General features: G+C 65.4%; 24 protein-coding genes. 12 read left to right on the top strand and 12 right to left on the bottom strand.

Annotated elements, in window-relative coordinates; genetic code table 11:
* Positions 1-35 precede the first annotated feature (35 nt).
* On the top strand, positions 36-773 hold the full coding sequence (gene rlmB / locus CEJ42_RS03300; RefSeq protein ID WP_079215413.1) for a 23S rRNA (guanosine(2251)-2'-O)-methyltransferase RlmB: 738 nt from the start codon (positions 36-38) through the stop codon (positions 771-773).
* Between the two features lie 86 nt (positions 774-859).
* Complete coding sequence (gene cysE / locus CEJ42_RS03295) at positions 860-1,609, top strand: serine O-acetyltransferase (RefSeq protein ID WP_079215412.1); 750 nt, start codon at positions 860-862, stop codon at positions 1,607-1,609.
* A gap of 157 nt (positions 1,610-1,766) precedes the next feature.
* On the opposite strand, the gene CEJ42_RS03290 is transcribed toward cysE, so the two are convergent.
* From CEJ42_RS03290 to CEJ42_RS03270, 5 genes are all read right to left on the bottom strand, one after another.
* Positions 1,767-2,552, bottom strand: coding sequence for a UDP-2,3-diacylglucosamine diphosphatase (locus CEJ42_RS03290; protein WP_088750005.1), 786 nt, complete (start codon positions 2,550-2,552; stop codon positions 1,767-1,769).
* 18 nt (positions 2,553-2,570) lie between these two features.
* Positions 2,571-3,059, bottom strand: coding sequence for a peptidylprolyl isomerase (locus CEJ42_RS03285; protein ID WP_079215410.1), 489 nt, complete (start codon positions 3,057-3,059; stop codon positions 2,571-2,573).
* Between the two features lie 97 nt (positions 3,060-3,156).
* A complete protein-coding gene (locus CEJ42_RS03280; protein ID WP_088750004.1) occupies positions 3,157-3,726 on the bottom strand; it encodes a peptidylprolyl isomerase in 570 nt (189 codons plus the stop codon).
* Entirely contained in the window at positions 3,723-4,922 is a 1,200-nt protein-coding gene (locus CEJ42_RS03275; RefSeq protein ID WP_243397784.1) for a L,D-transpeptidase family protein, read from the bottom strand. Before CEJ42_RS03275 ends, CEJ42_RS03280 begins: the two co-directional genes overlap by 4 nt.
* A 54-nt stretch (positions 4,923-4,976) precedes the next feature.
* A complete protein-coding gene (locus CEJ42_RS03270; protein WP_088750003.1) occupies positions 4,977-6,491 on the bottom strand; it encodes a YybH family protein in 1,515 nt (504 codons plus the stop codon).
* A gap of 224 nt (positions 6,492-6,715) precedes the next feature.
* On the opposite strand from CEJ42_RS03270, the gene cysS reads away from it, so the two are divergent.
* From cysS to tilS, 4 genes are all read left to right on the top strand, one after another.
* The gene (gene cysS / locus CEJ42_RS03265; RefSeq protein WP_088750002.1) at positions 6,716-8,107 is read left to right on the top strand and encodes a cysteine--tRNA ligase; all 1,392 of its coding nucleotides are present in this window, start codon (positions 6,716-6,718) and stop codon (positions 8,105-8,107) included.
* A 1-nt stretch (position 8,108) separates the two neighbouring features.
* On the top strand, positions 8,109-8,768 hold the full coding sequence (locus CEJ42_RS03260) for a DNA-3-methyladenine glycosylase family protein (RefSeq protein ID WP_079215406.1): 660 nt from the start codon (positions 8,109-8,111) through the stop codon (positions 8,766-8,768).
* A gap of 158 nt (positions 8,769-8,926) precedes the next feature.
* Positions 8,927-9,907: an acetyl-CoA carboxylase carboxyltransferase subunit alpha gene (locus CEJ42_RS03255; RefSeq protein ID WP_079215405.1), complete on the top strand. Its 981-nt coding sequence runs from the start codon at positions 8,927-8,929 to the stop codon at positions 9,905-9,907.
* Between the two features lie 112 nt (positions 9,908-10,019).
* Positions 10,020-11,462: a tRNA lysidine(34) synthetase TilS gene (gene tilS / locus CEJ42_RS03250; protein WP_088750001.1), complete on the top strand. Its 1,443-nt coding sequence runs from the start codon at positions 10,020-10,022 to the stop codon at positions 11,460-11,462.
* Between the two features lie 130 nt (positions 11,463-11,592).
* Here the strand turns inward: tilS and CEJ42_RS03245 are convergent, their stop codons facing one another.
* The 5 genes from CEJ42_RS03245 to CEJ42_RS03225 form a co-directional block, all read right to left on the bottom strand.
* Positions 11,593-11,874: a hypothetical protein gene (locus CEJ42_RS03245; RefSeq protein WP_079215403.1), complete on the bottom strand. Its 282-nt coding sequence runs from the start codon at positions 11,872-11,874 to the stop codon at positions 11,593-11,595.
* A 61-nt stretch (positions 11,875-11,935) separates the two neighbouring features.
* Positions 11,936-12,199 (bottom strand): hypothetical protein, encoded by a 264-nt coding sequence (locus CEJ42_RS03240; protein ID WP_079215402.1) that lies wholly within the window; start codon positions 12,197-12,199, stop codon positions 11,936-11,938.
* Positions 12,200-12,257: 58 nt separating this feature from the next.
* Positions 12,258-12,518, bottom strand: coding sequence for a hypothetical protein (locus tag CEJ42_RS03235; protein WP_088750000.1), 261 nt, complete (start codon positions 12,516-12,518; stop codon positions 12,258-12,260).
* Between the two features lie 247 nt (positions 12,519-12,765).
* Positions 12,766-12,915, bottom strand: coding sequence for a DUF3096 domain-containing protein (locus tag CEJ42_RS03230; RefSeq protein WP_088749999.1), 150 nt, complete (start codon positions 12,913-12,915; stop codon positions 12,766-12,768).
* A 17-nt stretch (positions 12,916-12,932) separates the two neighbouring features.
* Positions 12,933-13,067 carry a DUF3096 domain-containing protein gene (locus CEJ42_RS03225; RefSeq protein WP_079215399.1) on the bottom strand — a complete coding sequence of 45 codons (135 nt, stop codon included), beginning with the start codon at positions 13,065-13,067 and terminating at the stop codon, positions 12,933-12,935.
* 191 nt (positions 13,068-13,258) lie between these two features.
* Between CEJ42_RS03225 and CEJ42_RS03220 the strand changes: the two genes are divergently transcribed.
* Positions 13,259-13,918: a LysE family transporter gene (locus CEJ42_RS03220; protein WP_079219127.1), complete on the top strand. Its 660-nt coding sequence runs from the start codon at positions 13,259-13,261 to the stop codon at positions 13,916-13,918.
* Positions 13,919-14,039: 121 nt separating this feature from the next.
* Here CEJ42_RS03220 and CEJ42_RS03215 read toward each other — a convergent pair whose 3' ends face one another.
* Both CEJ42_RS03215 and CEJ42_RS03210 read right to left on the bottom strand, forming a co-directional pair.
* Positions 14,040-14,336: a PsiF family protein gene (locus CEJ42_RS03215; RefSeq protein ID WP_079215398.1), complete on the bottom strand. Its 297-nt coding sequence runs from the start codon at positions 14,334-14,336 to the stop codon at positions 14,040-14,042.
* A gap of 101 nt (positions 14,337-14,437) precedes the next feature.
* Positions 14,438-14,830, bottom strand: coding sequence for a lysozyme inhibitor LprI family protein (locus tag CEJ42_RS03210; protein WP_088749998.1), 393 nt, complete (start codon positions 14,828-14,830; stop codon positions 14,438-14,440).
* A gap of 202 nt (positions 14,831-15,032) precedes the next feature.
* On the opposite strand from CEJ42_RS03210, the gene CEJ42_RS03205 reads away from it, so the two are divergent.
* The 5 genes from CEJ42_RS03205 (at position 15,033) to CEJ42_RS03185 (ending at position 21,331) form a co-directional block, all read left to right on the top strand.
* Positions 15,033-15,368 carry a hypothetical protein gene (locus tag CEJ42_RS03205; protein ID WP_338034067.1) on the top strand — a complete coding sequence of 112 codons (336 nt, stop codon included), beginning with the start codon at positions 15,033-15,035 and terminating at the stop codon, positions 15,366-15,368.
* 243 nt (positions 15,369-15,611) lie between these two features.
* Positions 15,612-16,664, top strand: coding sequence for an NAD(P)-dependent alcohol dehydrogenase (locus tag CEJ42_RS03200; RefSeq protein WP_088749997.1), 1,053 nt, complete (start codon positions 15,612-15,614; stop codon positions 16,662-16,664).
* Positions 16,665-16,773: 109 nt separating this feature from the next.
* Positions 16,774-19,272, top strand: a complete 2,499-nt coding sequence (locus CEJ42_RS03195; RefSeq protein WP_088749996.1) for an ABC transporter permease — start codon at positions 16,774-16,776, stop codon at positions 19,270-19,272.
* Positions 19,273-19,354: 82 nt separating this feature from the next.
* Complete coding sequence (locus tag CEJ42_RS03190; RefSeq protein ID WP_079215393.1) at positions 19,355-19,756, top strand: group II truncated hemoglobin; 402 nt, start codon at positions 19,355-19,357, stop codon at positions 19,754-19,756.
* A gap of 99 nt (positions 19,757-19,855) precedes the next feature.
* Positions 19,856-21,331 carry a DNA recombination protein RmuC gene (locus tag CEJ42_RS03185; protein ID WP_207760379.1) on the top strand — a complete coding sequence of 492 codons (1,476 nt, stop codon included), beginning with the start codon at positions 19,856-19,858 and terminating at the stop codon, positions 21,329-21,331.
* The last annotated feature ends 78 nt before the right edge of the window (positions 21,332-21,409 follow it).

The raw sequence follows: 21,409 nt of genomic DNA, 5'->3' as shown, positions 1-21,409 counted from the left end.
GCAAGTTAAACAGCAAGCAGAAACAAGCAGGATTTATGAAGAGCAAAATGATTTTCGGCTTCCATGCCGTGACGTCCCGCATCCGCCACGAAGCCTCGTCGGTGGATGAAATCTACGTGGACGCCGAACGGCGCGACCGCCGCATGCTGGATCTCCTGCATACGGCCAAGGAAGCCAATGTGCGCATCATCCAGGCCGACGACCAGCGCCTGGCGGCGATGGTCGGCACGCGCCGCCACCAGGGCGTGGTGGCCAAGGCCGCCGCGCTGTCGCTGGCGCGCACCCTGGACGAGCTGCTGGATGCGGTCGAAGGTCCGCCGCTGCTGCTGATCCTGGACGGCATCACCGACCCGCACAACCTGGGCGCCTGCCTGCGCGTGGCCGACGGCGCCGGCGCGCATGCGGTGATCGCACCGAAGGACCGCGCGGTCGGCCTGAATGCCACCGCGATGAAAGTCTCCAGCGGCGCATCCGACACCGTGCCCTACATCACCGTGACCAACCTGGCGCGCACCATGCGCGACCTGAAGGAGCGCGGCGTGTGGATCATCGGCACCTCCGACGACGCCGAGAAGGGCCTGTACGAAGGCGATTTCAGCGGCCCGACCGCGCTGGTCATGGGCTCGGAAGGCGAGGGCATGCGCCGCCTGACGCGCGAGACCTGCGACATCCTGGTCAACATCCCGATGTTCGGCTCGGTGGAGAGCCTGAACGTGTCGGTGGCTTCCGGCGTCTGTCTGTACGAGGCGCGACGCCAGCGTTTGCCGAAGTAATTCCGGTTTTTCGCTGCACCGTCGCCGGACCTGATGTCCGGCGATTTTTTTTGTCCTTCCGCTTTATCCGCTTCAGGAGAATCACCATGTTCAGCCGACTCAGAGAAGACATCGCCAGCATCCGCGAGCGCGATCCCGCCGCCCGCAACAGCTGGGAGGTGCTGACCTGTTATCCCGGCCTGCACGCGGTGATCATGCATCGCTGGGCCAAGGCATGCTGGACGGCCGATATGCGCTGGCTGGGACGGTTCATCTCGCACATCGCGCGCGGGCTGACCGGCATCGAGATCCATCCGGGCGCCACCATCGGCCGCCGGGTCTTCATCGACCACGGCTTCGGCGTGGTGATAGGCGAGACCGCCGTGCTGGGCGACGACTGCACCATCTACCAGGGCGTGACGCTGGGCGGCACGTCGCTGTCCAAGGGCGCCAAGCGCCATCCGACGCTGGGGCGCGGCGTGATCGTCGGCGCCGGCGCCAAGGTGCTGGGCGGTTTCACGGTGGGCGACGGCGCCAAGGTGGGGTCCAACGCGGTAGTCACCAAGCCGGTGCCGGCCGGCGCCACGGCGGTGGGCAACCCGGCGCGCATCGTCGAGCGCAATCCGGTGGATGCGCGCGGACAGGTCGCCGCGCGCATGTTTGCCGCCTATGGCGTGGTGCCCAATGGCGACGATCCGCTGTCGCAGGCACTGCATGGCCTGATCAACCAGGTGGCCGCGCAGGAGTTGCAGATGGAAGCGATGCTGGCAGCGCTGAAGGAGGCGGGGATAGGGTGTCGACGCTTCGATGAATTGAGCAAGTTCGATGCGGCGCAGTTGAATCGGCTGGTGGATTGAACTGCATGATGCAGTTGCGCGATGCCGTTGCTTGACGTTGATGAATCAAGCCGATGAATGAGGCTGATTAATGAGGCTGATGAATGAAGCCGTTGTAAAAAGGGCCTGACAATGTCAGGCCCTTTTTTCTTGCGGCGCCGAGGCGGTCGGCTTGGGGTCAGATGATGACCGTGCCGGCAGCGTCGTAGCGATGCAGCGCGCCGTCCGCCGTCAGGCTGATCCAGCCGCCGCGCGGCGTCTCCACGTCGTATTCCCAATCGGGCAGCACATAACGCAGGCGCTTGCCGTCGTCGAGGCGGTGCAGCGCCGGGCGGTGCGTATGGCCGTGGATCAGCGTGTCGGTGCCGGTCTGCGCGAACAGCTGGTCGATGGCGCCGGCATTGACGTCCATGATCTCGTAGGACTTGTTCTGGTTGGCATCCTGGCTGTTCTTGCGCATGCCTTCGATGATGGCCTTGCGCTGGGCCAGCGGCATGGCCAGGAACTGCTGCTGGTAGGCCGGCTGGCGCACCTGCGCGCGGAAGGCCATGTAGGCCTGGTCATCGGTGCATTGGGCGTCGCCGTGGGCCAGCGCCAGCGTGCGGCCGGCCAGCGTGACCACGTGCGGGTCGTCCAGCAGCGTCAGTCCGGCGGCGTCGGCGAAGCCCTGGCTGACCAGGAAGTCGCGGTTGCCGGCGATCCAGAAGATCTCCACGCCATGCTCCCGCACCGCCTTGATGGCGTCGGCGATCTGCTGGTTGAAAGGCGTGGCGAGGTCGTCGTCGCCGGCCCAGTATTCGAAGATGTCGCCCAGCAGGTAGAGCCGCTGCGTCTGGCGCGCATGGGTTTGCAGGAACGCGAGGAAGGCTGCGGCGGTGCGTGGCAGCGAAGCCTGCAGGTGGAGGTCTGAAACAAAAAGCGCAACCGTCGGTTGCGCTTTTTGCATGAACTGGAAGTCAGTCATCGTGAAGGGTGGGGTGGATCAGACCACTTCGGCCTTCTCGATCACGACGTCTTCCGCCGGGACGTCGGCGAACATGCCGGCGCGGGTGGTCTTCACGCCCTTGATCTTGTCGACCACTTCGGTGCCTTCGACGACCTTGCCGAACACGCAGTAGCCCCAGCCGTCCTGGCCCGGGAAGTCCAGGAAGCTGTTGTTCTTGACGTTGATGAAGAACTGCGCCGAAGCCGAGTGCGGAGCGGCGGTGCGCGCCATGGCCAGGGTGTAGGGCTCGTTCTTCAGGCCGTTCTTGGCTTCGTTTTCGATCGGCTCGTTGGTTTCCTTCTGCTTCATGCCGGGTTCGAAGCCGCCGCCCTGGATCATGAAGCCGTCGATGACGCGGTGGAAGATGGTGCCGTTGTAGTGGCCCGAATTCACGTAAGCCAGGAAGTTTTCAACGGTCTTCGGCGCCTTTTCCGCGTCCAGTTCGATCTTGATGTTGCCGTGGTTGGTGGTGAGCAGAACAGCCATGTTGAATCCTTTGCTTGATGATGGGTAATAAAAAAACGAGGCGGGCATGGCAGCCCGCCTGGCGTCGGTCCGGCAATCCGTGTTCCGGATGCGCCGCTTACTTGACCAGCGTTGCCGATTCGATCACGACCGGAGTCGCGGGAACGTCGCCGGCGCCGGTGCGCACCTGCTTGATCTTGTCGACCACGTCGGCGCCCTGGATGACCTTGCCGAACACCGCGTAGCCCCAGCCGTCCTGGCCCGGATAGTCCAGGAAGCGGTTGTTGGCGACGTTGATGAAGAACTGGGCGGTCGCCGAATGCGGGGCCATGGTGCGCGCCATGGCGATAGTATAAACCTCGTTCTTCAAACCGTTTTTGGCTTCGTTCTGGATCGGGGCGTCGGTCGGCTTTTCACGCATGTTCTGGTCGTAGCCGCCGCCCTGGATCATGAAGCCGTTGATCACGCGGTGAAAGACGGTGCCGCTGTACTGGCCCTTCTTGACGTACTTCAGGAAGTTGTCGACCGACACCGGCGCCTTCTCGGGGTTGAGCTCGACCGTGATGTCGCCCATGCTGGTCTTGAGCAGCACGCGCGGAGCGTCGGCGGCCAGCGCCGGAACGGCGAAAGAGGCGGACAGGGCGAGTGCTGCTGCGGTGTGCAGCAGGCTGCGGCGGGAGATGATCATGCGTTGCCTTCGTAAATGATTTTCCATTGCGATCCTTCCTTGACCCAGTACTGGCGTTTGCGGATCGCGTTCTTGCTCTTGCCGACGGCGCTTTCCTGCGTGAAAGTGCTGACGATCATGTCTTCCGGGCCGCCCGGATAGCGGAACAGGCTGACATCGCGCAGTTTGACACTGGTGAAGCGCGCGCCGTTCATGCTCTTTTGCTGGCGCGAATACCAGAGCGACAGGTTTTCACCCTGCGCCGAGCGGAAGTCGTTCGAATAATAGGCCAGCGTCTTGTCGCCGTCGGCATTCTCGAGCGACTGCTGCCATTGTTCCAACATGGCGGTGGCGGCTTCGCGCTGCTTGTTCCATTCGCCCTTGTCGACGAACTGCACGTGCTGGCTGATCACCACCACGGTCTTGCCGACCTCGGCGGTGGAGTACAGGCTCTGCAGGTCCGGGTTGGCCAGCACCACGCAGCCGTCGGAGGACAGCGGCGGGCGGCTGAAGTTGTCGGACGGCGTGCCGTGCAGCCAGATGCCGTAGCCGCTGCGGCCGTTGCGCTTGTCCCATTCGTTGGGATAGGACAGCGGCAGCGCGCCGGTGCCGTAGAAATCGGGCAGTTTGGGGCCGGGGATGCGGTTGTTGACGTAGTACACGCCGATCGGCGTGCGCTGGTCGCCTTCCTTGGCCTTGTTGGCGCCGAAGCGGCCCTGTGAGATGTAGTAGTCGGTCTGGTACTTCAGTTCGCCGCCCTGGTTCTCGTAGACGTACATGCGCGAGCGCGAGGTGTCCACCACCAGGATGTTCTTCTGGTCGTCGCCGACCTGCAGGACGGCCTTGGGGATCAGCCTGGGATCAGGTTTTTCCTGCAGCGAGCGGATGCGCACCATGGCTTCGTCGCGCAATTCCTTGAGCTTGTCCTGCGGACCGTCGGCCATGGCGCCGAAATTGCGCACCGGGCGCGCATGCATCAGCAGCAGGTCGCCGCGCACCAGGTGGCCGAGGCGGAAGGTCGGGTAGGTCGCCACCAGGGCGTCGGCCTTGGCCTGGGCTTCGCGCAGGCGGTTGGCGCCGAGGTCCTTGTAGATGTCGATCAGCAGCGCTTCCGGATCCGGCTTGGCCGGCGGCGCGGCCGGACCGGCGCTTTGCGGGGGAATGGAGGAAGAGGAGGCCATGCTGCCCATCGTGGGCAGGCCTGCCAGGCACAGCATCAGCAGGCGGCCCGCGATGCGCGCGGGACGCCCTTGCAAAACTCGATCCACCGATTACCCTCCCGATCGTTCCTGTTTGATCAGCCACCGGTTGCCTTGCTTGACGAACACCAGTGTCTTGCGGCTGTCCACCGTCAGCCGGTTGGAATTATATATCTGGCGATAACGCACGGTGGCAATGTTGCCCTTGATGGAAATCTGGGCGTTGCTGACCTTGACCGTGATGTGGCCCTTGTCCTCGATGCGGGCGCGGCGTTCTTCGGCCCATTCCTTGCGGCTGGCGCCCTTGGGCGTCTCGAAGTCGCTGGCGTAGTGGCCGAGGTAACCGCGCACGTCCTTCTCGCTCCAGTCGCGGGCCCAGCTGTTGAGGGCGGCCAGCACGGCGTTCTTGTCCTGGTCGGAGGCGGCATCGGCCTTGGCCTTGTCGGCCTTCGCCTTGTCCGCGGCGGCCTTGGCCTGCGCGGCCTTCTCGGCGGCGGCCAGCTTCTCGGCCTGGGCGGCTTTCTCTTTCTCCTTTTCCTTCTCGGCGCGGGCGGCCTTGTCGGCCTTTTCCTTCTCCAGGCGCTCGGCCTTGTCCTTTTCCTTCTGCGCCAGCAGTTCCTTCTGCTTCTGGTCGGCGGCAGCCTTGTCGGCAGCCGCTTTCTCGGCGCGCGCCTTGTCGGCGGCGGCTTTCTCCGTCGCGGCCTTTTCGGCGGCCGCCTTCTCTGCGGCGGCCCGGTCGGCAGCCGCCTTTTCCGCCGCGGCCTTGTCCGCTGCCGCCTTGTCGGCCGCAGCCTTCTCGCTGGCGGCCTTGTCGGCCGAGGCCTTGGCGATGGCGGTCTTTTCGGCCGCGGCCTTGTCGGCGGCGGCTTGTTGCGAGGCCTTCTCGGCGGCCAGCGCGCGGGTGCGTTCCTGCTGCTCGGCGGCGGCGGCGTCGGCCTTGGCCTTGGCGTCGCGCTGCGCTTGCGCGGCCTGGCCCGGCGCGGCGCTGGCCAGGCGCGGCACGGTGCCGCCGGTGGCGTTGCCGTTGAGCGAACGCAGCAGGGTCAGCTTGGGCTGGGGCACATTGTTGGCCGGATCGATCTGCAGCGCCTTGTCATAGGCCTGGCTGGCCAGCTTGGCGTAGACGTCGCCGAGGTTTTCCAGCGCCGTGGCATAGGTCGGGTTGGTGCGCATGGCCATGTCCAGCGATGCGCGCGCCTTGTCGTACTGGCCCTCGGACGCGTAAAGCACCGCCAGGTTGTTGTACGGTTCAGGCAGGTCCGGGAAATCTTCGGTGAGCTTGGTGAACACCGCGATGGCCTCCGCAGAGCGGTTTTGTTCTGCTAAGATCAGGCCTTTCGTGAAACGCAGTTGCGCATCGCGCGGGTGCTTCGCGAGTATGGCGTCGGTCTTGGTCAGTGCTTCGGCGTATTGCCCGGACCGCATCAGCTTGTTGATGTCGGACATTTCGCTGGCGTGGACGGGCGCTGCGGGGGCAACAAAGAGGGCGGCCACAAGGCTCGACAGCAGTGCCGTCTTGTGGGCAGTTCTATTGATCAAACCGCGCAAACCATGAATAGATGTCTGTTCTTGTGATTCTGGGGGCATGGTTTTATCAATGCTATACTCGACGAAAGCAGGCATTTTATATCAAACAAGCACTACAAAAAGAGGTTTGGCTATCGTGTCGCGTTCATGTTGCAGGCGTTGATAAAACAATGACCGAGGGGTAAAGGCGCCCGTCCGGAAGCATTCTTCCCGGCGTTTCCCCCGAACGCGAAACATGACCACGGCACTGTCCCCAGTGCAGCCGAACCGAGAATTCCCATCCCATGAGCGAGCTCAAGATTTACAACACGCTGGCGCGTGATAAGCAGACCTTTTCCCCGATCGAACCAGGCAAGGTGCGCTTGTACGTGTGCGGCATGACCGTGTATGACTATTGCCATATCGGCCATGCGCGCGTGTTGGTGGTGTTCGACCTGGTCCAGCGCTGGCTGCGCGCGTCCGGCTATGAAGTCACGTACGTGCGCAACATCACCGATATCGATGACAAGATCATCAAGCGCGCGCTGGAGAACGGCGAGTCCATCCACCAGCTGACCGAACGTTTCATCATCGCCATGAACGAGGACGCCGACGCCCTGGGCGTGCAGCGTCCCGACCATGAGCCGCGCGCCACGCAGTACGTGCCGCAGATGCTGGAACTGATCCGCAAGCTGGAGCAGAACGGCCTGGCCTACAAGGCGTCGGACGGCGACGTCAACTATTCGGTGCGCGATTTCCCCGGCTACGGCAAGCTGTCCGGCAAGTCGCTGGACGACCTGCGCGCCGGCGAGCGGGTGGACGTCAACACCGGCAAGCGCGATCCGCTGGACTTCGTGCTGTGGAAGGCCGCCAAGGAAGGCGAGCCCGACGAGGTCAAGTGGGATTCGCAATGGGGTTGCGGCCGGCCGGGCTGGCACATCGAGTGCTCGGCCATGTCCAGCGACCTGCTGGGCGACCATTTCGACATCCACGGCGGTGGTCAGGACCTGCAGTTCCCCCACCACGAAAACGAGATCGCACAGTCCGAGGGCGCGCATCAGCACACCTTCGTCAATTACTGGATGCACAACGGTTTCGTGCGCATCGACAATGAGAAGATGTCCAAGTCGCTGGGCAACTTCTTCACCATCCGCGATGTGCTCAAGAGCTACGATCCGGAGGTGATGCGCTTCTTCATCCTGCGCGCCCACTACCGCAGCCCGCTGAACTATTCCGACGCCCACTTGGACGATGCCCGCCAGGGGCTGACGCGCCTGTACACCGCGCTCAAGGATGTGCCGGCCGACGCCGGCGGCCTGGAGGCCGGCGAGGCCCATGCGCTGCGCTTCGCCGAGGCGCTCAACGACGACTTCAATACTCCGGTGGCGATGTCGGTGCTGTTCGAGCTGGCCAACGAAGTCAACCGCAGCCGCTCGCCGCAGCATGCGCGCCAGCTGAAGGCGCTGGCCGGCGTGATCGGCCTGTTGCAGCGCGACCCGTCGGAATTCCTGAAGGGGCGCGCCGACGCCGAGGGCGGCCTGGACGAAGCCGGGATCGAAGAGTTGATCGCCGCCCGCAAGGCGGCCAAGGCGGGGAAGAACTTTGCCGAAGCAGACCGGATCCGCGCGGAACTGACCGCCGCGGGTATCGTTCTGGAAGACAAACCGGGCGGCCTGACCGAATGGCGGAGAGCTTGAGTTGAATACCCATATAAAAACAAGTCCGGCCGATCCCACGCTGATCGTGCCCGCCTACTGGGAAGAGGCCAAGGCCGAGCTGATGAAGCGCGACCGCATCATGCGCAAGATCATCCCCCAGTTCGGCGACCTCCAGCTGACCGTGCGCGGCGACGCGTTCACCACGCTGGCGCGCTCGGTGATCGGCCAGCAGATCTCGACCAAGGCCGCCAATGCCGTGTGGCAACGGTTTCTCGAGGCTTGTCCCAAGTGCACGCCGGCCCAGGTGATCCGCACCGGCCCGGAAGGGCTGGCCGAATGCGGCCTGTCCAAGCGCAAGGCCGAATACATCCTCGACCTGGCCAACCATTTCAAGGCCAAGACCGTGCATCCGGACAAATGGGCCGAGATGCAGGACGAGGACGTCATCGCGGAAATGATCCAGATCCGCGGCATCGGCCGCTGGACAGCCGAGATGTTTTTGATATTTAATCTGCTGCGCCCGAATGTGCTGCCGCTGGACGACCTGGGGTTGCTCAAGGGCATCAGCATCAGCTACTTCTCGGGCGAGCCCGTGTCGCGCAGCGACGCGCGCGAGGTCGCCGCGAACTGGGAGCCGTGGCGCACCGTTGCCACATGGTATCTCTGGCGCAGCCTAGACCCGCTGCCGTCCGACTATTGACTATTGATCCCGGGGAATGAGGGCAGGGTAGGCCACTGGTGTATACTCCGCTCCTCGCAAGATTGAAGGCAAACCGATGACGTAGCGGCAACGCCGCCACAGCCCCGACGGGGCGGGCGTTGCAGACATTCCATCGGACTTGTTGAAAAAGGAACACAATGAGTAAATCGACAACGACTTTTCTGGGCTTCGAGCAGGCCATCGCCGAGCTGGACGCCAAGATCGAAGAGTTGCGTTTTGTGCAGGACGACTCGGCCGTCGACATCTCCGAAGAGATCGAACGCCTGGTCAAGAAAAGCCAGCAGCTGACCAAAGACATCTACGCCAAGCTCACGCCCTGGCAGGTTTCGCAGATCGCCCGCCACCCGCAGCGTCCGTACACCATGGACTACGTGCGCGAGTGCTTCACCGACTTCCACGAACTGCACGGCGACCGCACCTTCGCGGACGACCAGTCCATCGTCGGCGGCCTGGCCCGCTTCAACGGACAGGCGTGCATGGTGATCGGCCACCAGAAGGGGCGCGACACCAAGGAACGCGCAATGCGCAACTTCGGCATGCCCAAGCCGGAAGGCTATCGCAAGGCGATGCGCCTGATGAAGGTGGCCGAGAAATTCAATTTACCCATCTTTACCTTCGTCGACACCCCGGGCGCATTCCCCGGCATCGACGCTGAAGAGCGCGGCCAGTCCGAAGCGATCGGCCACAACCTGTACGTGATGGCCGAACTGAAGGTGCCGCTGATCGCCACCATCATCGGCGAAGGCGGCTCCGGCGGCGCGCTGGCCATCGCCGTGGGCGACTCGGTGCTGATGCTGCAATACGCGACCTATTCGGTGATCTCGCCGGAAGGCTGCGCTTCCATCCTGTGGAAGACCGCCGACCGCGCCGCCGACGCCGCCGAGGCGTTGGGCCTGACCGCGCATCGCCTGAAGGCGATCGGCCTGATCGACAAGATCGTCAACGAGCCGCTGGGCGGCGCCCACCGCGATCCGAAGCAAATGGCCGCGCTGCTCAAGCGCGCGCTGTCGGACACGCTGCGCCAGTTCCAGGGCATGAAGACCAAGGAGCTGCTGGCGGCGCGTCACGAAAAGCTGATGGCCTACGGCAAGTTCAAGGAACTGAATTCGGCCGAATAAGCCGTTTCGTCTTCCTCCGGCTGACGGCCGGGCAAGTCCAAGCGCCAGCGATCACCGTCGCTGGCGTTTGTCGTTTCTGGCCGGCGGGCTCATTTGCAACTGTTCGATACTCATGTCCGATTCAGATCTTCCATCCGATGAACCCGGCAGCGCGGGCAAGACGGCGCAGGCGCTGTCGTCGGCCCTGCGCGAGGCCCTGCAGCGCGCCGGCACCAGCGGCATCACCGGCACCACCGGCACCACCGGCGGCACGCTCGCCGTGGCCTACAGCGGCGGACTGGATTCCTCGGTGCTGCTGGATGTGGCCGCGGCCCACGCCGCAGCCGGCGGCATGACGCTGCTGGCGCTGCACGTGCATCACGGCCTGAGCCCGCATGCGGATGCCTGGCAGGCGCATTGCCAGGCGAGTTGCGAGCGCTTGGGCGTGCCGTTCTTCGCCGCGCGCGTGAGCCTGGACAACGTCGCCGGCAGCGGCGTGGAGGAGGCCGCCCGCGTGGCGCGCTACGCCGCGCTGGGGCGCATGTGCCGCGAACATGGCGCAGCCATCCTGCTGAGCGCGCATCATCTGGACGACCAGGCCGAGACGGTGTTGCTGCAACTGCTGCGCGGCAGCGGCCTGGCCGGCATGTCGGGCATGGAGGCATGCAACACGGCGCCCGGTTTGCTGGGCGACGACGCCACGCTGATCGTGCGCCCGCTGCTGGGCATCACGCGCACGCAGCTGGAAGCCTATGCGGCGGCGCGCTCGCTGCCGCACATCGAGGATGAATCCAACGCCGACACCCGCTACGCCCGCAACGCCTTGCGGCACCTGGTGATGCCCGCGCTGGGACAATCCTTTCACGGCTACCAGCAGCGCCTGGCGCGCGCGGCCGGGCATGCGCAGGGCGCGCAGGAATTGCTGCGCGAGGTGGCCGTCCAGGACCTGGAGCGCTGCCGCAGCGACGATCACCTGCTGATGCCGGTCTTGCGCGAGCTCAGCGAGCAGCGCTTCTTCAACCTGATGCGCCATTGGTTCGGACTGCGCGGCATGCGCATGCCGTCCGCGGCCTGGATGCACGAGATGCGCGCGCAGCTGATGCAGGCCGACGTCGAGGCCCAGCTGTGCGTCTCGCATCCCGACGGCGAGGTGCATCGTTACCGGGAGCGCGTGTTCCTCGCGCCGCGCCGTACGCCGCCCGAAGAGGGCGCCGTCCTCAGGCTGAAGTGGGCGGGGGAGAAATCCTTGCGGGTGGCGGCCTGTTACGGCGCGCTGCATTTCGATCTGCTGGCGGCCGCGGATACGAGGCCCGGTTTCGATACCGTATGGCTGGCGGCGCAGGCGCTGTCGGTGCAGGGGCGCAGCGGCGGCGAGCGGGTGAAGCTGGCCGCCAACCGACCGGCGCGCAGCCTGAAACAACACTTCCAGAGCGCCGACGTCCCGGCCTGGGAACGTCCTTACCTGCCGCTGCTGTTCGCCGGCGACGCGCTGATTTTCGCGGCCGGCATCGGCATGGATTGCGCGCATTTCTCTTCTGGTGGCGAGCGCGTCGCCATCCGCTGGCAGGCCGGCTGATTTCTTTTCGCCACCGGCGCCGCCGCAAAAAAATGCCGCATCAACACCTCGCGGCGATGATGCGGCATCCCAGTCATCCCTGACATGGGTGGAGCGCGCTGCGCTCCGGTAATGCTCCTTGCGTTGCTGCTTACTTCTTGGCGCCGTCGGCGGCCGGCTTGTCCGCGCCGGTGGCGCTGTCGACCTTCGCCTTGGCCTTCTTGGCGGTCTTCTTGGTGGCCTTCTTCACCTTGTGCGCTTCGGCCTTGGTCGCGGCTTCAGCCTTGGTGGCCGGGCCCGGGCCGGGGTTGGTGCCTGGCGCGGAGGCCGGGGCGGTGCCGGTGGGCGCCGCGGTCGGCGCGCCGGTCTGGGCGAACACCGGCAGGGTCAGGGCGGACAGCAGGGAAGCGACGATGATGGCTTTGGTTTTCATGGCTAGATCCTTTCAGGAGTCGGTAGTCTGGGCGTGGATACGCGGTCGGTATGGCAATGAATTACTTGGTCTTGGCTGCATCGGCGGCAGGCTTGGCTTCAGCGCCTGCGGCATCCTTCTTTTCCGTCTTCTTGTCGCTCTTGTCAGCCTTCTTTGCCGCCTTGTGCTTGGCGTGCGAAGTCTTGGCCTTCGGTGCTGCATCGGTAGTCGCGGCTGCCGGCGCGGCGGGGGTTGCCGCCGGGGCGGTCGCGGCGCCGGTTTGTGCGAACACCGGCAGGGTCAGGGCGGACAGCAGGGAGGCGACGATGATGGCGTTGGTTTTCATGGCTGGCTTCTTTCAGAAATCGGTTGTCTCGGTGATGGTGCGTGTTCGGTGCGGCGAATTACTTGGCCTTGGCGGCGTCGGTGGCCGGCTTGGCTTCGGCGCCGGCGGCATCCTTCTTTTCAGCCTTCTTCTCGGTCTTCTTGGCCGCCTTGTGCTTGGCGTGCGAAGTCTTGGCCTTCGGTGCTGCGTCGCTGGTCGCGGCGGCAGGAGCGGCAGGCGTGGTTGCCGCAGCGGCGGCGCCGGTCTGCGCGAACACCGGCAGTGCCAGGGCGGTCAGCAGGGTGGCGGCGATGACGGATTTGGCGGCTTGGGTCTTCATGGCAATTCCTTTTGAAAGTGAAGGTTACGCTCGGCGTTTGATTTTGCGTACTACGCTTTTCGCTGCGCCTTACTTCCAATAACGAACGGCCGATCCGGTGGACGACATCAAAGTGTTTCATTTCATCGCAGATTTGTAAGCAATCGTTGCCGCCGTTTTTCGCATTTCTTTCTCGCGTTTCTTTTTAGCGTTCTGCAGCGGCGCCGAGAGCAGGTCGCCGTACGCGCAACGCCTCAGATGAAACGCTTCAGATGAATTTGCCGTGGCCGACCAGTCCCATCACGCCCATGGCGATCAGGTAGATCGCGACGATGACGTTGAGCAGCCGGGGCGCGATCAGGATCAGGATGCCGGCCACCAGCGACACCAGCGGCGCGAGGGTAATGTGCAGGTTCACGATGCCTCCCCGGCGGATCAGCCGAACAGGCCGACCAGGCCGATCACGATCAGGTATAGCGCGACGATGTAGTTCAGCAGCCGCGGCATGGCCAGGATCAGGATGCCGGCGATGAGCGCCGCCAGCGGGCCGAAAGAGAGATGGAGGTCCATGCTGTATCTCCTGTTGTGGTTGTCGGCATGCATGCGCCGGTTGAGATATCGGTTCAGACATGGAGTCTGATGCGGCGCGACGGGTGAAGTTCTGGCATGGAATGCTGAGTCTGCTGTAGGCGAACAGGAAGTCCGGGGCGCCGATATTCTTTATAATGACGAGCTTTCCCAACAGCATCATCGAGACTCACATGGCTTATCAAACCTGGTTTGCATTCTTTGTCGCCGCTTGCGTGATCGCCATTTCCCCCGGGTCCGGCGCGGTGCTGTCGATGAGCCATGGCCTGAACTACGGCGTGCGCCGCACCAGCGCCACCATCCTCGGGCTCGAGATCGCGCTGGTGGTGATCCTGATCATTGCCGGCGCCGGCGTGGGCTCGCTGCTGGTGGCCTCCGAGACCGCCTTCAACATCATCAAGGTGGCCGGCGCGCTGTACCTGATCTACCTGGGCTTCTCGCAATGGCGCGCGCCGGTGGAAGTCCGGCAGGAGGGCGCGGCGCTGGATACGGCCAATGCGACCGCGGCCGCCACGCGCGGCCAGGCCTGGTGGCAGCGCTGCATGACCGGCTTCCTGACCAATGCCACCAATCCCAAGGGCATCGTCTTCATGGTGGCGGTGCTGCCGCAGTTCATCGACCACGATCGTCCGCTCTGGCTGCAACTGCTGGTGCTGGCGGTGACCATGGTGGCGGTGGACCTGGTGGTGATGCATGGCTACGCTTTCGCCGCCAGCCGGCTGCAGCGCTTCTTCCGCAACCAGAAGGCGGTCAAGGCGCAGAACCGCTTCTTCGGCGGCGTGCTGATGCTGGTGGGCGCGGGGCTGTTCTTCTTCAAGCGCAGCGCGCACTGAGCGCTGAACGCTGGGCATTGAGCCGGCGCCCGGCGGCGGTCGCCGCACCAAACAAAAAGCCCCGGCATGCCGGGGCTTTTTTCATGCGGCAAACGCTGGCGCGCTTGCGCGTCCTCCTGCCTCAGGACTTGTCCTTCTTCAGGCAGGACGACATGAAGGCCTTGCGCTCGTCGCCTTTCTTGCCGGCGGCGTCGGCGTTGCACTGCTTCATCTTGTCTTGCTGGGTAGCCGGCTTGGCGGGCTTGTTGGACAGGCATTCCTTCATGAAGGCCTTGCGCTCGTCGCCCTTCTTGTCGCCGGCGTCCTTGTTACAGGTGGTCATCTTGTTCTGTTGCGCGGTCTGCGCCATGGCCGGCGAGGCGAGCAGCAGCGGGGCGGCCAGTGCGAAAGAGGTGATGGCGATCAGCAGTTTTTTCATTGGTATCTCCCTGAGCGAGTGGATTTCGAGATGCCGGCAAATGGGAAGCGGGTGCTTGGATCTGCAGACGAGCGCATTACAGCATGAATGCCGGCGGCTGCCTAGCGCGGGCAGGAGAGATCGCCCTCGGGGCAGCCGGCCAGCGCCTTGAGCTCCCTGGTGCGCTGGCGCGTCTTGTCGGCCAGGCAGGTTTGCAGCGCCATGCCGGAGGCAGAGCCGCCGGCCACGCCCGCGCTTTCGAAGCGGCAGGACAGGTCGCGGTATTTCATCCAGGCCAGCTGTACGTCGCGGATCTGGTTCTGCTGGGCGGTGCGCAATTTGGCGCGGTAGGCGATATAGGTCTGGTTCAGCTCGGCATCGGCCTGGTTCAGGTCCTGGGCCACGCAGCCGTTCATTTCCGCCTGCGTGACGGCCTTGTCGCAGTCCAGCGCGAAGGCGCCCGCGCTGGCGCCGCACAGGGCCAGCAGCAGGGTAAGGCGTAGTGTTGCTTTCATCGGGAAAATTCTCCGGAGGGCCGGCGCAGGCGGGGCATGAAGCGGGAAGTGTTGTCGGCAAGGAAACCGGTCTTGCGCGTGCCGTTGCGCCGGCGGGATAAAATCGGGTTTCGACTGTCTTAGAAGTAGCCGCAAGGCCGAGGTTCGGGGCCATTTGCAACAAGCCGTATCTGAAAGGAGCAGGACGATGGGATTCAGCTGGATGTCCGCCATCAAATTGATACCGTGGGGCGACGTGGTGCAAGCCACGCCCGGCATCGTCAAGGGCGCGCGCGACTTGTGGTCGCGCACCCGCAAGACCAAGAGCGAGGTGCAGGCGCAGGACCTCGCCCCCGCCACGGGCGACACCGCGCAGCTGGCGCAGCGCATCCGCCAGCTGGAAGAGGAACAGCTGGAGGCCAGCCAGCTGATCAATACGCTGGCCGAGCAGAACGCGCAGCTGGTGGCGGCGATGGACAAGCTGCGCACCCGCGTGCGCGCGCTGACGGCGTTCGGCGTGCTGCTGGCGCTGGGCCTGGTCGCCGCCTGGCTGCGCTGATTTTGCCTGATCCTGCAATTGCGGCGCGGCGATTTGCCTGATCCTGCATTTGTCGCGCGGGCGCCTGCAGGATGGCCGACATGGCATTAACATAGCCGGGTTTTTCAGCGGTTCGCTGTGTCGATGACGGCGCAAGGCCGAACATTTTCCTGCCGCTGACGATCAGAAGACCGGCTGCTCCGCGACCCCGCAACACCGCCGGCGGGCGGCCATTTTCCCCTCTGTTTCCGAAAGGACTATCCCATGCTGAAATCGCAAGGTTACGCTGCGCAAAATGCATCTTCCCCATTGGCGCCGTTCAGCTTCGAGCGCCGCGAAGTCGGCGCGCACGACGTGCAGATGGACATCCTGTTCTGCGGCGTGTGCCACTCCGACCTGCACATGGCGCGCGACGAATGGAAGGGCACCGTGTTCCCGGTGGTGCCCGGCCACGAAATCGTCGGCCGCATCACCAAGGTCGGCGCCCATGTCACCGGCTTCAAGGTCGGCCAGATCGCCGGCGTGGGCTGTATGGTGGATTCCTGCCAGTCCTGCAGCAGCTGCGACGAAGGGCTGGAGCAATACTGCGAAAACGGTTTCACCGGCACCTACAGCGCGCCTGACAAGGTAAGCGGCGGCTATACCTACGGCGGCTACTCCAGCAACATCGTGGTCAACGAGAAGTTCGTGCTGTCGGTGTCCGACAAGCTCGATCCGGCGGGCGCTGCGCCGCTGCTGTGCGCGGGCATCACCACCTGGTCGCCGCTGCGCCACTGGAAGGTCGGCCCCGGCCACAAGGTCGGCATCGTCGGCCTGGGCGGCCTGGGTCACATGGGCGTGAAGCTGGCGCACGCCATGGGCGCGCATGTGGTGCTGTTCACCACCTCGCCGGACAAGAAGGAAGACGCGCTGCGCCTGGGCGCCGATGAAGTGGTGGTGTCCAAGGACGCCGATCAGATGGCCGCGCACGCCAACAGCTTCGACTTCATCCTCAACACCGTGGCGGCCCAGCACAACCTGGACGCCTTCATGGTGCTGCTGAAGCGTGAGGGCACCATGACCCTGGTCGGCCTGCCCGAGCACCCGCACCCGTCGCCGTCGGTGGCCAACTTCATCTTCAAGCGCCGCCACCTGGCGGGCTCGCTGATCGGCGGCATCAAGGAGACCCAGGAGATGCTGGACTTCTGCGCCGAGCACGGCATCCACTCCGACATCGAGATCATCAAGATCCAGGACATCAACCAGGCTTACGAGCGCATGCTCAAGAGCGACGTGAAGTACCGCTTCGTGATCGACATGTCCTCGCTGGCGGCCTGAACGGCGCCGGCGTGAAGGGCGGCCTGTCTTCCTGGCGGAGGGCAGGCCGTTTTTGCTTTATCCTGTCAGTCCCGTTCCGCATTCCATCAACGTTCCTACTGGCCACGGCATGTTCCAACACGCATTGCGCATGACCCGCCGCGACTGGCGCACCGGCGAACTCCGCTTCCTGCTGATCGCCCTGATCGTCGCGGTGGCGGCGCTGTCTTCCGTCAGCTTCTTCGTCGACCGCATGCGCGCCGGCATGACGCGCGACGCCCATCAACTGCTGGGCGCCGACCTGCTGGTGGCGGCCGACCAGCCGATGCCGGCGCAATGGCTGCAGCAGGCGCAGGCCCAGGGCCTGCTGCAGGCGCAGACGGTGGTCTTCCCCAGCATGGCGCAGGCCGGCGAGGGCGACGCCGCCCGCTCGGTGCTGTCATCGATCAAGGCGGTCACGCCCGGCTATCCGCTGCGCGGCCAGCTCAAGCTGCAGGGCACCGACGGCCGCGACCGTCCGGCCGAGGGGATTCCGCAGCCGGGCACGGTGTGGGTCGATCCGCAAATCCTGTCGGCGCTGGACGTGCGCGTGGGCGACCTGCTCAAGGTGGGCGACGCCGGCCTGCGCATCGCCGGCGTGATCTCGGTGGAGCCCGACCGCGGCAGCGCCTTCATCAACTTCGCGCCGCGCGTGATGCTGGGCGAGGGCGACCTGGCCGCCACGCACCTGGTGCAGGTCGGCTCGCGCGTGACCTACCGCCTGCTGCTCGCGGGCGCGCCGGAGCCGGTCAAGGCCTTCCAGCAGATGGTGGAAAAACAGATCGACGAACGCAAGCTGCGCGCCGTGCGCATCGAGTCGCTGGAGAACGGCCGTCCCGAGATGCGCGCCACGCTGGACCGCGCCGAACAATTCCTGTCGCTGGTGGGGCTGCTGTCGGCCATGCTGGCGGCGCTGGCAGTGGCCATGGCGGCGCGCCGCTTCATGATGCGCCATCTGGACGCCTGCGCCATGTTGCGTTGTTTCGGCATGACGCAGAACCAGGTCACGGCCCTGTACCTGATCGAGTTCGTGCTGGTCGGCGTCGCCGCCAGCGTGATCGGCATGGCGCTGGGCTATGCCGCGCACTTCGCGCTGCTGCAATGGCTGGGCAGTTTCATGCCGACCGCGTTGCCGCCGGCCGGCTGGCAGCCCGCGGCGCAGGGCGTGGCCACCGGCCTGCTGCTGCTGGTGGGCTTTGCGCTGCCGCCCATTTTGCAGTTGCGCAACGTGCCGCACAATCGCGTGATCCGGCGCGAGCAGGGGGCGCCGCAGACGCTGGCGGTGCTGACCTATGTGCTGGGCACGCTGGTGTTTTCCGGGCTGCTGCTGTGGCAGGCGGGCGACCTCAAGCTGGGTTTGCTGACCATCGCCGGCTTCCTCGGCGGTTTCGGCCTGTTCGCGCTGGTGGCCTGGCTTTGCCTGCGCGCCTTGCGCTCGCTGCGCGGCCTGTTCGACAGCCAGAGCTGGCGCTTCGCCATCGACGGGCTGCAGCGCCGTCCGGCGGCGGCCGTGATGCAGGTGGTGGCGCTGGGCCTGGGGCTGATGGCGCTGCTGCTGCTGACCGTGATCCGCGGCGACCTGGTCGGCGCGTGGCGCCAGGCCACGCCGCCGGATGCGCCCAACCGCTTCATCATCAACATCCAGCCCGACCAGCGCCAGGCGGTGGCGCAGGAGTTGAGCCGGGGCGGCGTGGCCGGGGCCGATCTCTATCCGATGATCCGCGGCCGCCTGGTGCAGATCAACGGCCGCCAGATCAGCGCGGCCGACTATCAGGAGGATCGCGCCAAGCGCCTGGTCGACCGCGAATTCAATCTCTCGACCATGGCCGAGATCCCGCCCGGCAACGGCATCGTGGCCGGCCGCTGGTACGACGACAGCAAGCCGGAAGCCTCGGTCGAGCGCGGCCTGGCGCAGACGCTGGGCATCAAGCTGGGCGACCGCCTGCAGTTCGACATCGCCGGCCAGCTGGTGGAGGCGCCGGTGACCAGCCTGCGCAAGCTGGAGTGGGGTTCGCTGCGGGTCAACTTCTTCGTGATCATCAATCCCAAGGCCATGCGCGATACGCCGCAAAGCTGGATCACGGCGGTGCACCTGACGCCGCCGCAGGAGGGGCTGGGCAACGCGCTGGCGCGCGACTTCCCCAACCTCACCGTGGTCGACATCGGCAGCGTGCTGCGGCAGATCCAGGACGTGGTGGGGCAGGTGATCTCGGCGGTGGAGTTCCTGTTCCTCTTCACGCTGTGCTCGGGCGTGCTGGTGCTGTACGCGGCGCTGGCGGGCTCGCAGGATGAGCGCGTGCGCGAGGCCGGCCTGCTGCGCGCGCTGGGCGCCACCCGGGTCGAGCTTTCCCGCGCGCAACGCATCGAGGTGCTGCTGGTGGGCTCGGTGGCCGGGCTCCTGGCGGCCAGCGGCGCGGCCGGCATCGGCTGGGCGCTGGCGCATTACGTGTTCAACTTCGACTGGACGCTGAGCCCGCTGGTGTGGCTGGCCGGCATGGCGCTGGGCGCGGGCTGCTCGGCCATCGGCGGCTGGGCGGGGCTGCGCCACGTGCTGGGGCGTCCGCCCCTGCAGACCCTGCGCGAGGCCTGAGCCGATCCAGGTCAAATCGCCTGCACATAGCCGCCGGCTGCGGCCGGCGGCCGGTTGGCCGCTGCGGTATCATGGCGTCCTTATGCAAATCGAAGATCCCAACCAGCCAACCACTTTCGACCTGATCGGCGGCGCAGAAAAACTGCGCGAGATGGTCGACCGCTTCTACGACCTGATGGACCTGGAGCCGGAGTTCGCCGGCATCCGCGCGCTGCATCCGCCTTCGCTGGAGGGCTCGCGCGAGAAGACCTACATGTTCCTCTCCGGCTGGACCGGCGGCCCCAACCTGTACATCGAGCAATTCGGCCATCCGCGCCTGCGCGCGCGTCACCTGCCGTTCCCGATCGGCATTTCCGAGCGCGACCAGTGGCTGCGCTGCATGACCTGGGCGATGCAGGATGTGGGCCTGTCCGATGACCTGATGAAGCGCCTGCTCACGGCGCTGTACCAGACTGCGGACTGGATGCGCAACAAGCCCGAATAAGGCCCTGGCGCTTGCGCCGCGCGCGCCGATCGCGCACCATGGCGTATCTTTTCACTGGCCCGTCCGGCGCACCGGGCGGGCCGCGTTCCATTTTCCTCCATGACATCATTCGAACTGATACTCGCCGGCCTGGTTGCGGTCGGCATCGTGCTGCAGATCCTGGCGCTGCTGCGTTCCGGCCGTCGCGACGACGGCGGCGGCGAAGCCGCGCTGCAGCAGCTCAAGCAAGACCTGCAACGCCACCAGCAGGACACCGGCGAGCGCATCGAGCGCGAGCTGCGCAGCCAGGTGCAGGCCAGCGCGCAGGCCACGCGCCAGGAACTGGGCGGCAACTTCGCCCAGCTGCAGCAGACGCTGGCGACCCAGATGTCCAGCGTGGCCACGTTGCAGAACAACCAGATCGACGGTTTCGCCCAGCAACTGGTCAAGCTCAACGAGACCAACGCCCAGCAGCTCGACAGCATGCGCCAGTCGATCACGCTGCAGGCCCAGGTCAACCGCGAGGAGCAGGCGGTGTCGCTCAAGCGCTTCGGCGATACGCTGAACCAGCAGTTGTCGGCGCTGACCGAGTCCAACTCGCAGCGCATGGCCGAGGTGCGCGCCACGCTGGAGGCCAAGATCAAGGACCTGCAGACCGACAACGCGCAAAAGCTGGAAGAGATGCGCAAGACCGTCGACGAGAAGCTGCACGCCACGCTGGAGCAGCGCCTGGGCGAATCCTTCAAGCTGGTCTCGGACCGGCTCGACAAAGTGCACCAGGGCCTGGGCGAGATGCAGCAGCTGGCCACCGGCGTGGGCGACCTGAAACGCGTGCTGACCAACGTCAAGACGCGCGGCACCTGGGGCGAAGTGCAGCTGGAGATTTTGCTGGAACAGATGCTCACGCCCGAGCAGTACGCCAAGAACGTGGAAACCGTGCCGGGCAGCGGCGAACGGGTGGAGTTCGCCATCCGCCTGCCGGGCGCCAAGGACGACGCCACCCCGGTGTGGATGCCGGTCGACGCCAAGTTCCCCAAGGAGCAGTACGAGCGCCTGGTGGATGCCGCCGAGCGCGCCGACGCCGAGGGCGTGGCCACCGCCGGCAAGGAACTGGAGCGCGCGGTGCGCGGCGAGGCCAAGACCATCGCCGAAAAATACCTGTCGCCGCCGCTGACCACCGACTTCGCGATCCTGTTCCTGCCGACCGAGGGACTGTATGCCGAAGTGATGCGTCGCCCGGGACTCTCGGATGACCTGCAGCGCACGCACCGGGTCACCATCGCCGGGCCGTCGACCTTGTCGGCGTTGCTGAACAGCCTGCAGATGGGCTTCCGCACGCTGGCGCTGGAGAAGCGCTCGTCGGAGGTGTGGCAGGTGCTGGGCGCGGTGAAGACCGAGTTCGGCAAGTTCGGCGACGTGCTGGCCTCCACCAAGCTGGCGCTGGAGCGCGCCGCCAAGAACATCGACCAGGCCGAGACGCGCACGCGCCAGATGACGCGCAAGCTGAAGTCGGTCGAGGCCTTGCCGTCAGAGAGTGCGCAGAAGCTGCTGGGGACGGCGGAGCTGGATCTTGGGGAAGACGCCGACGGCGTCTGAGTCCGTCGCGGGCGCCAGGATCTTCGTCGTATCTTCTGTCTCTTTTTAATGCGTCGTCCCTGCGAAAGCCGGGACGAC

The organism is Herbaspirillum robiniae (genome assembly GCF_002213415.1).
GTDB classification, from domain to species: Bacteria; Pseudomonadota; Gammaproteobacteria; order Burkholderiales; family Burkholderiaceae_D; genus Herbaspirillum; species Herbaspirillum robiniae.
Note: the sequence above shows the minus strand (reverse complement) of the source record. Positions and strands in the feature narration are given on the sequence as shown.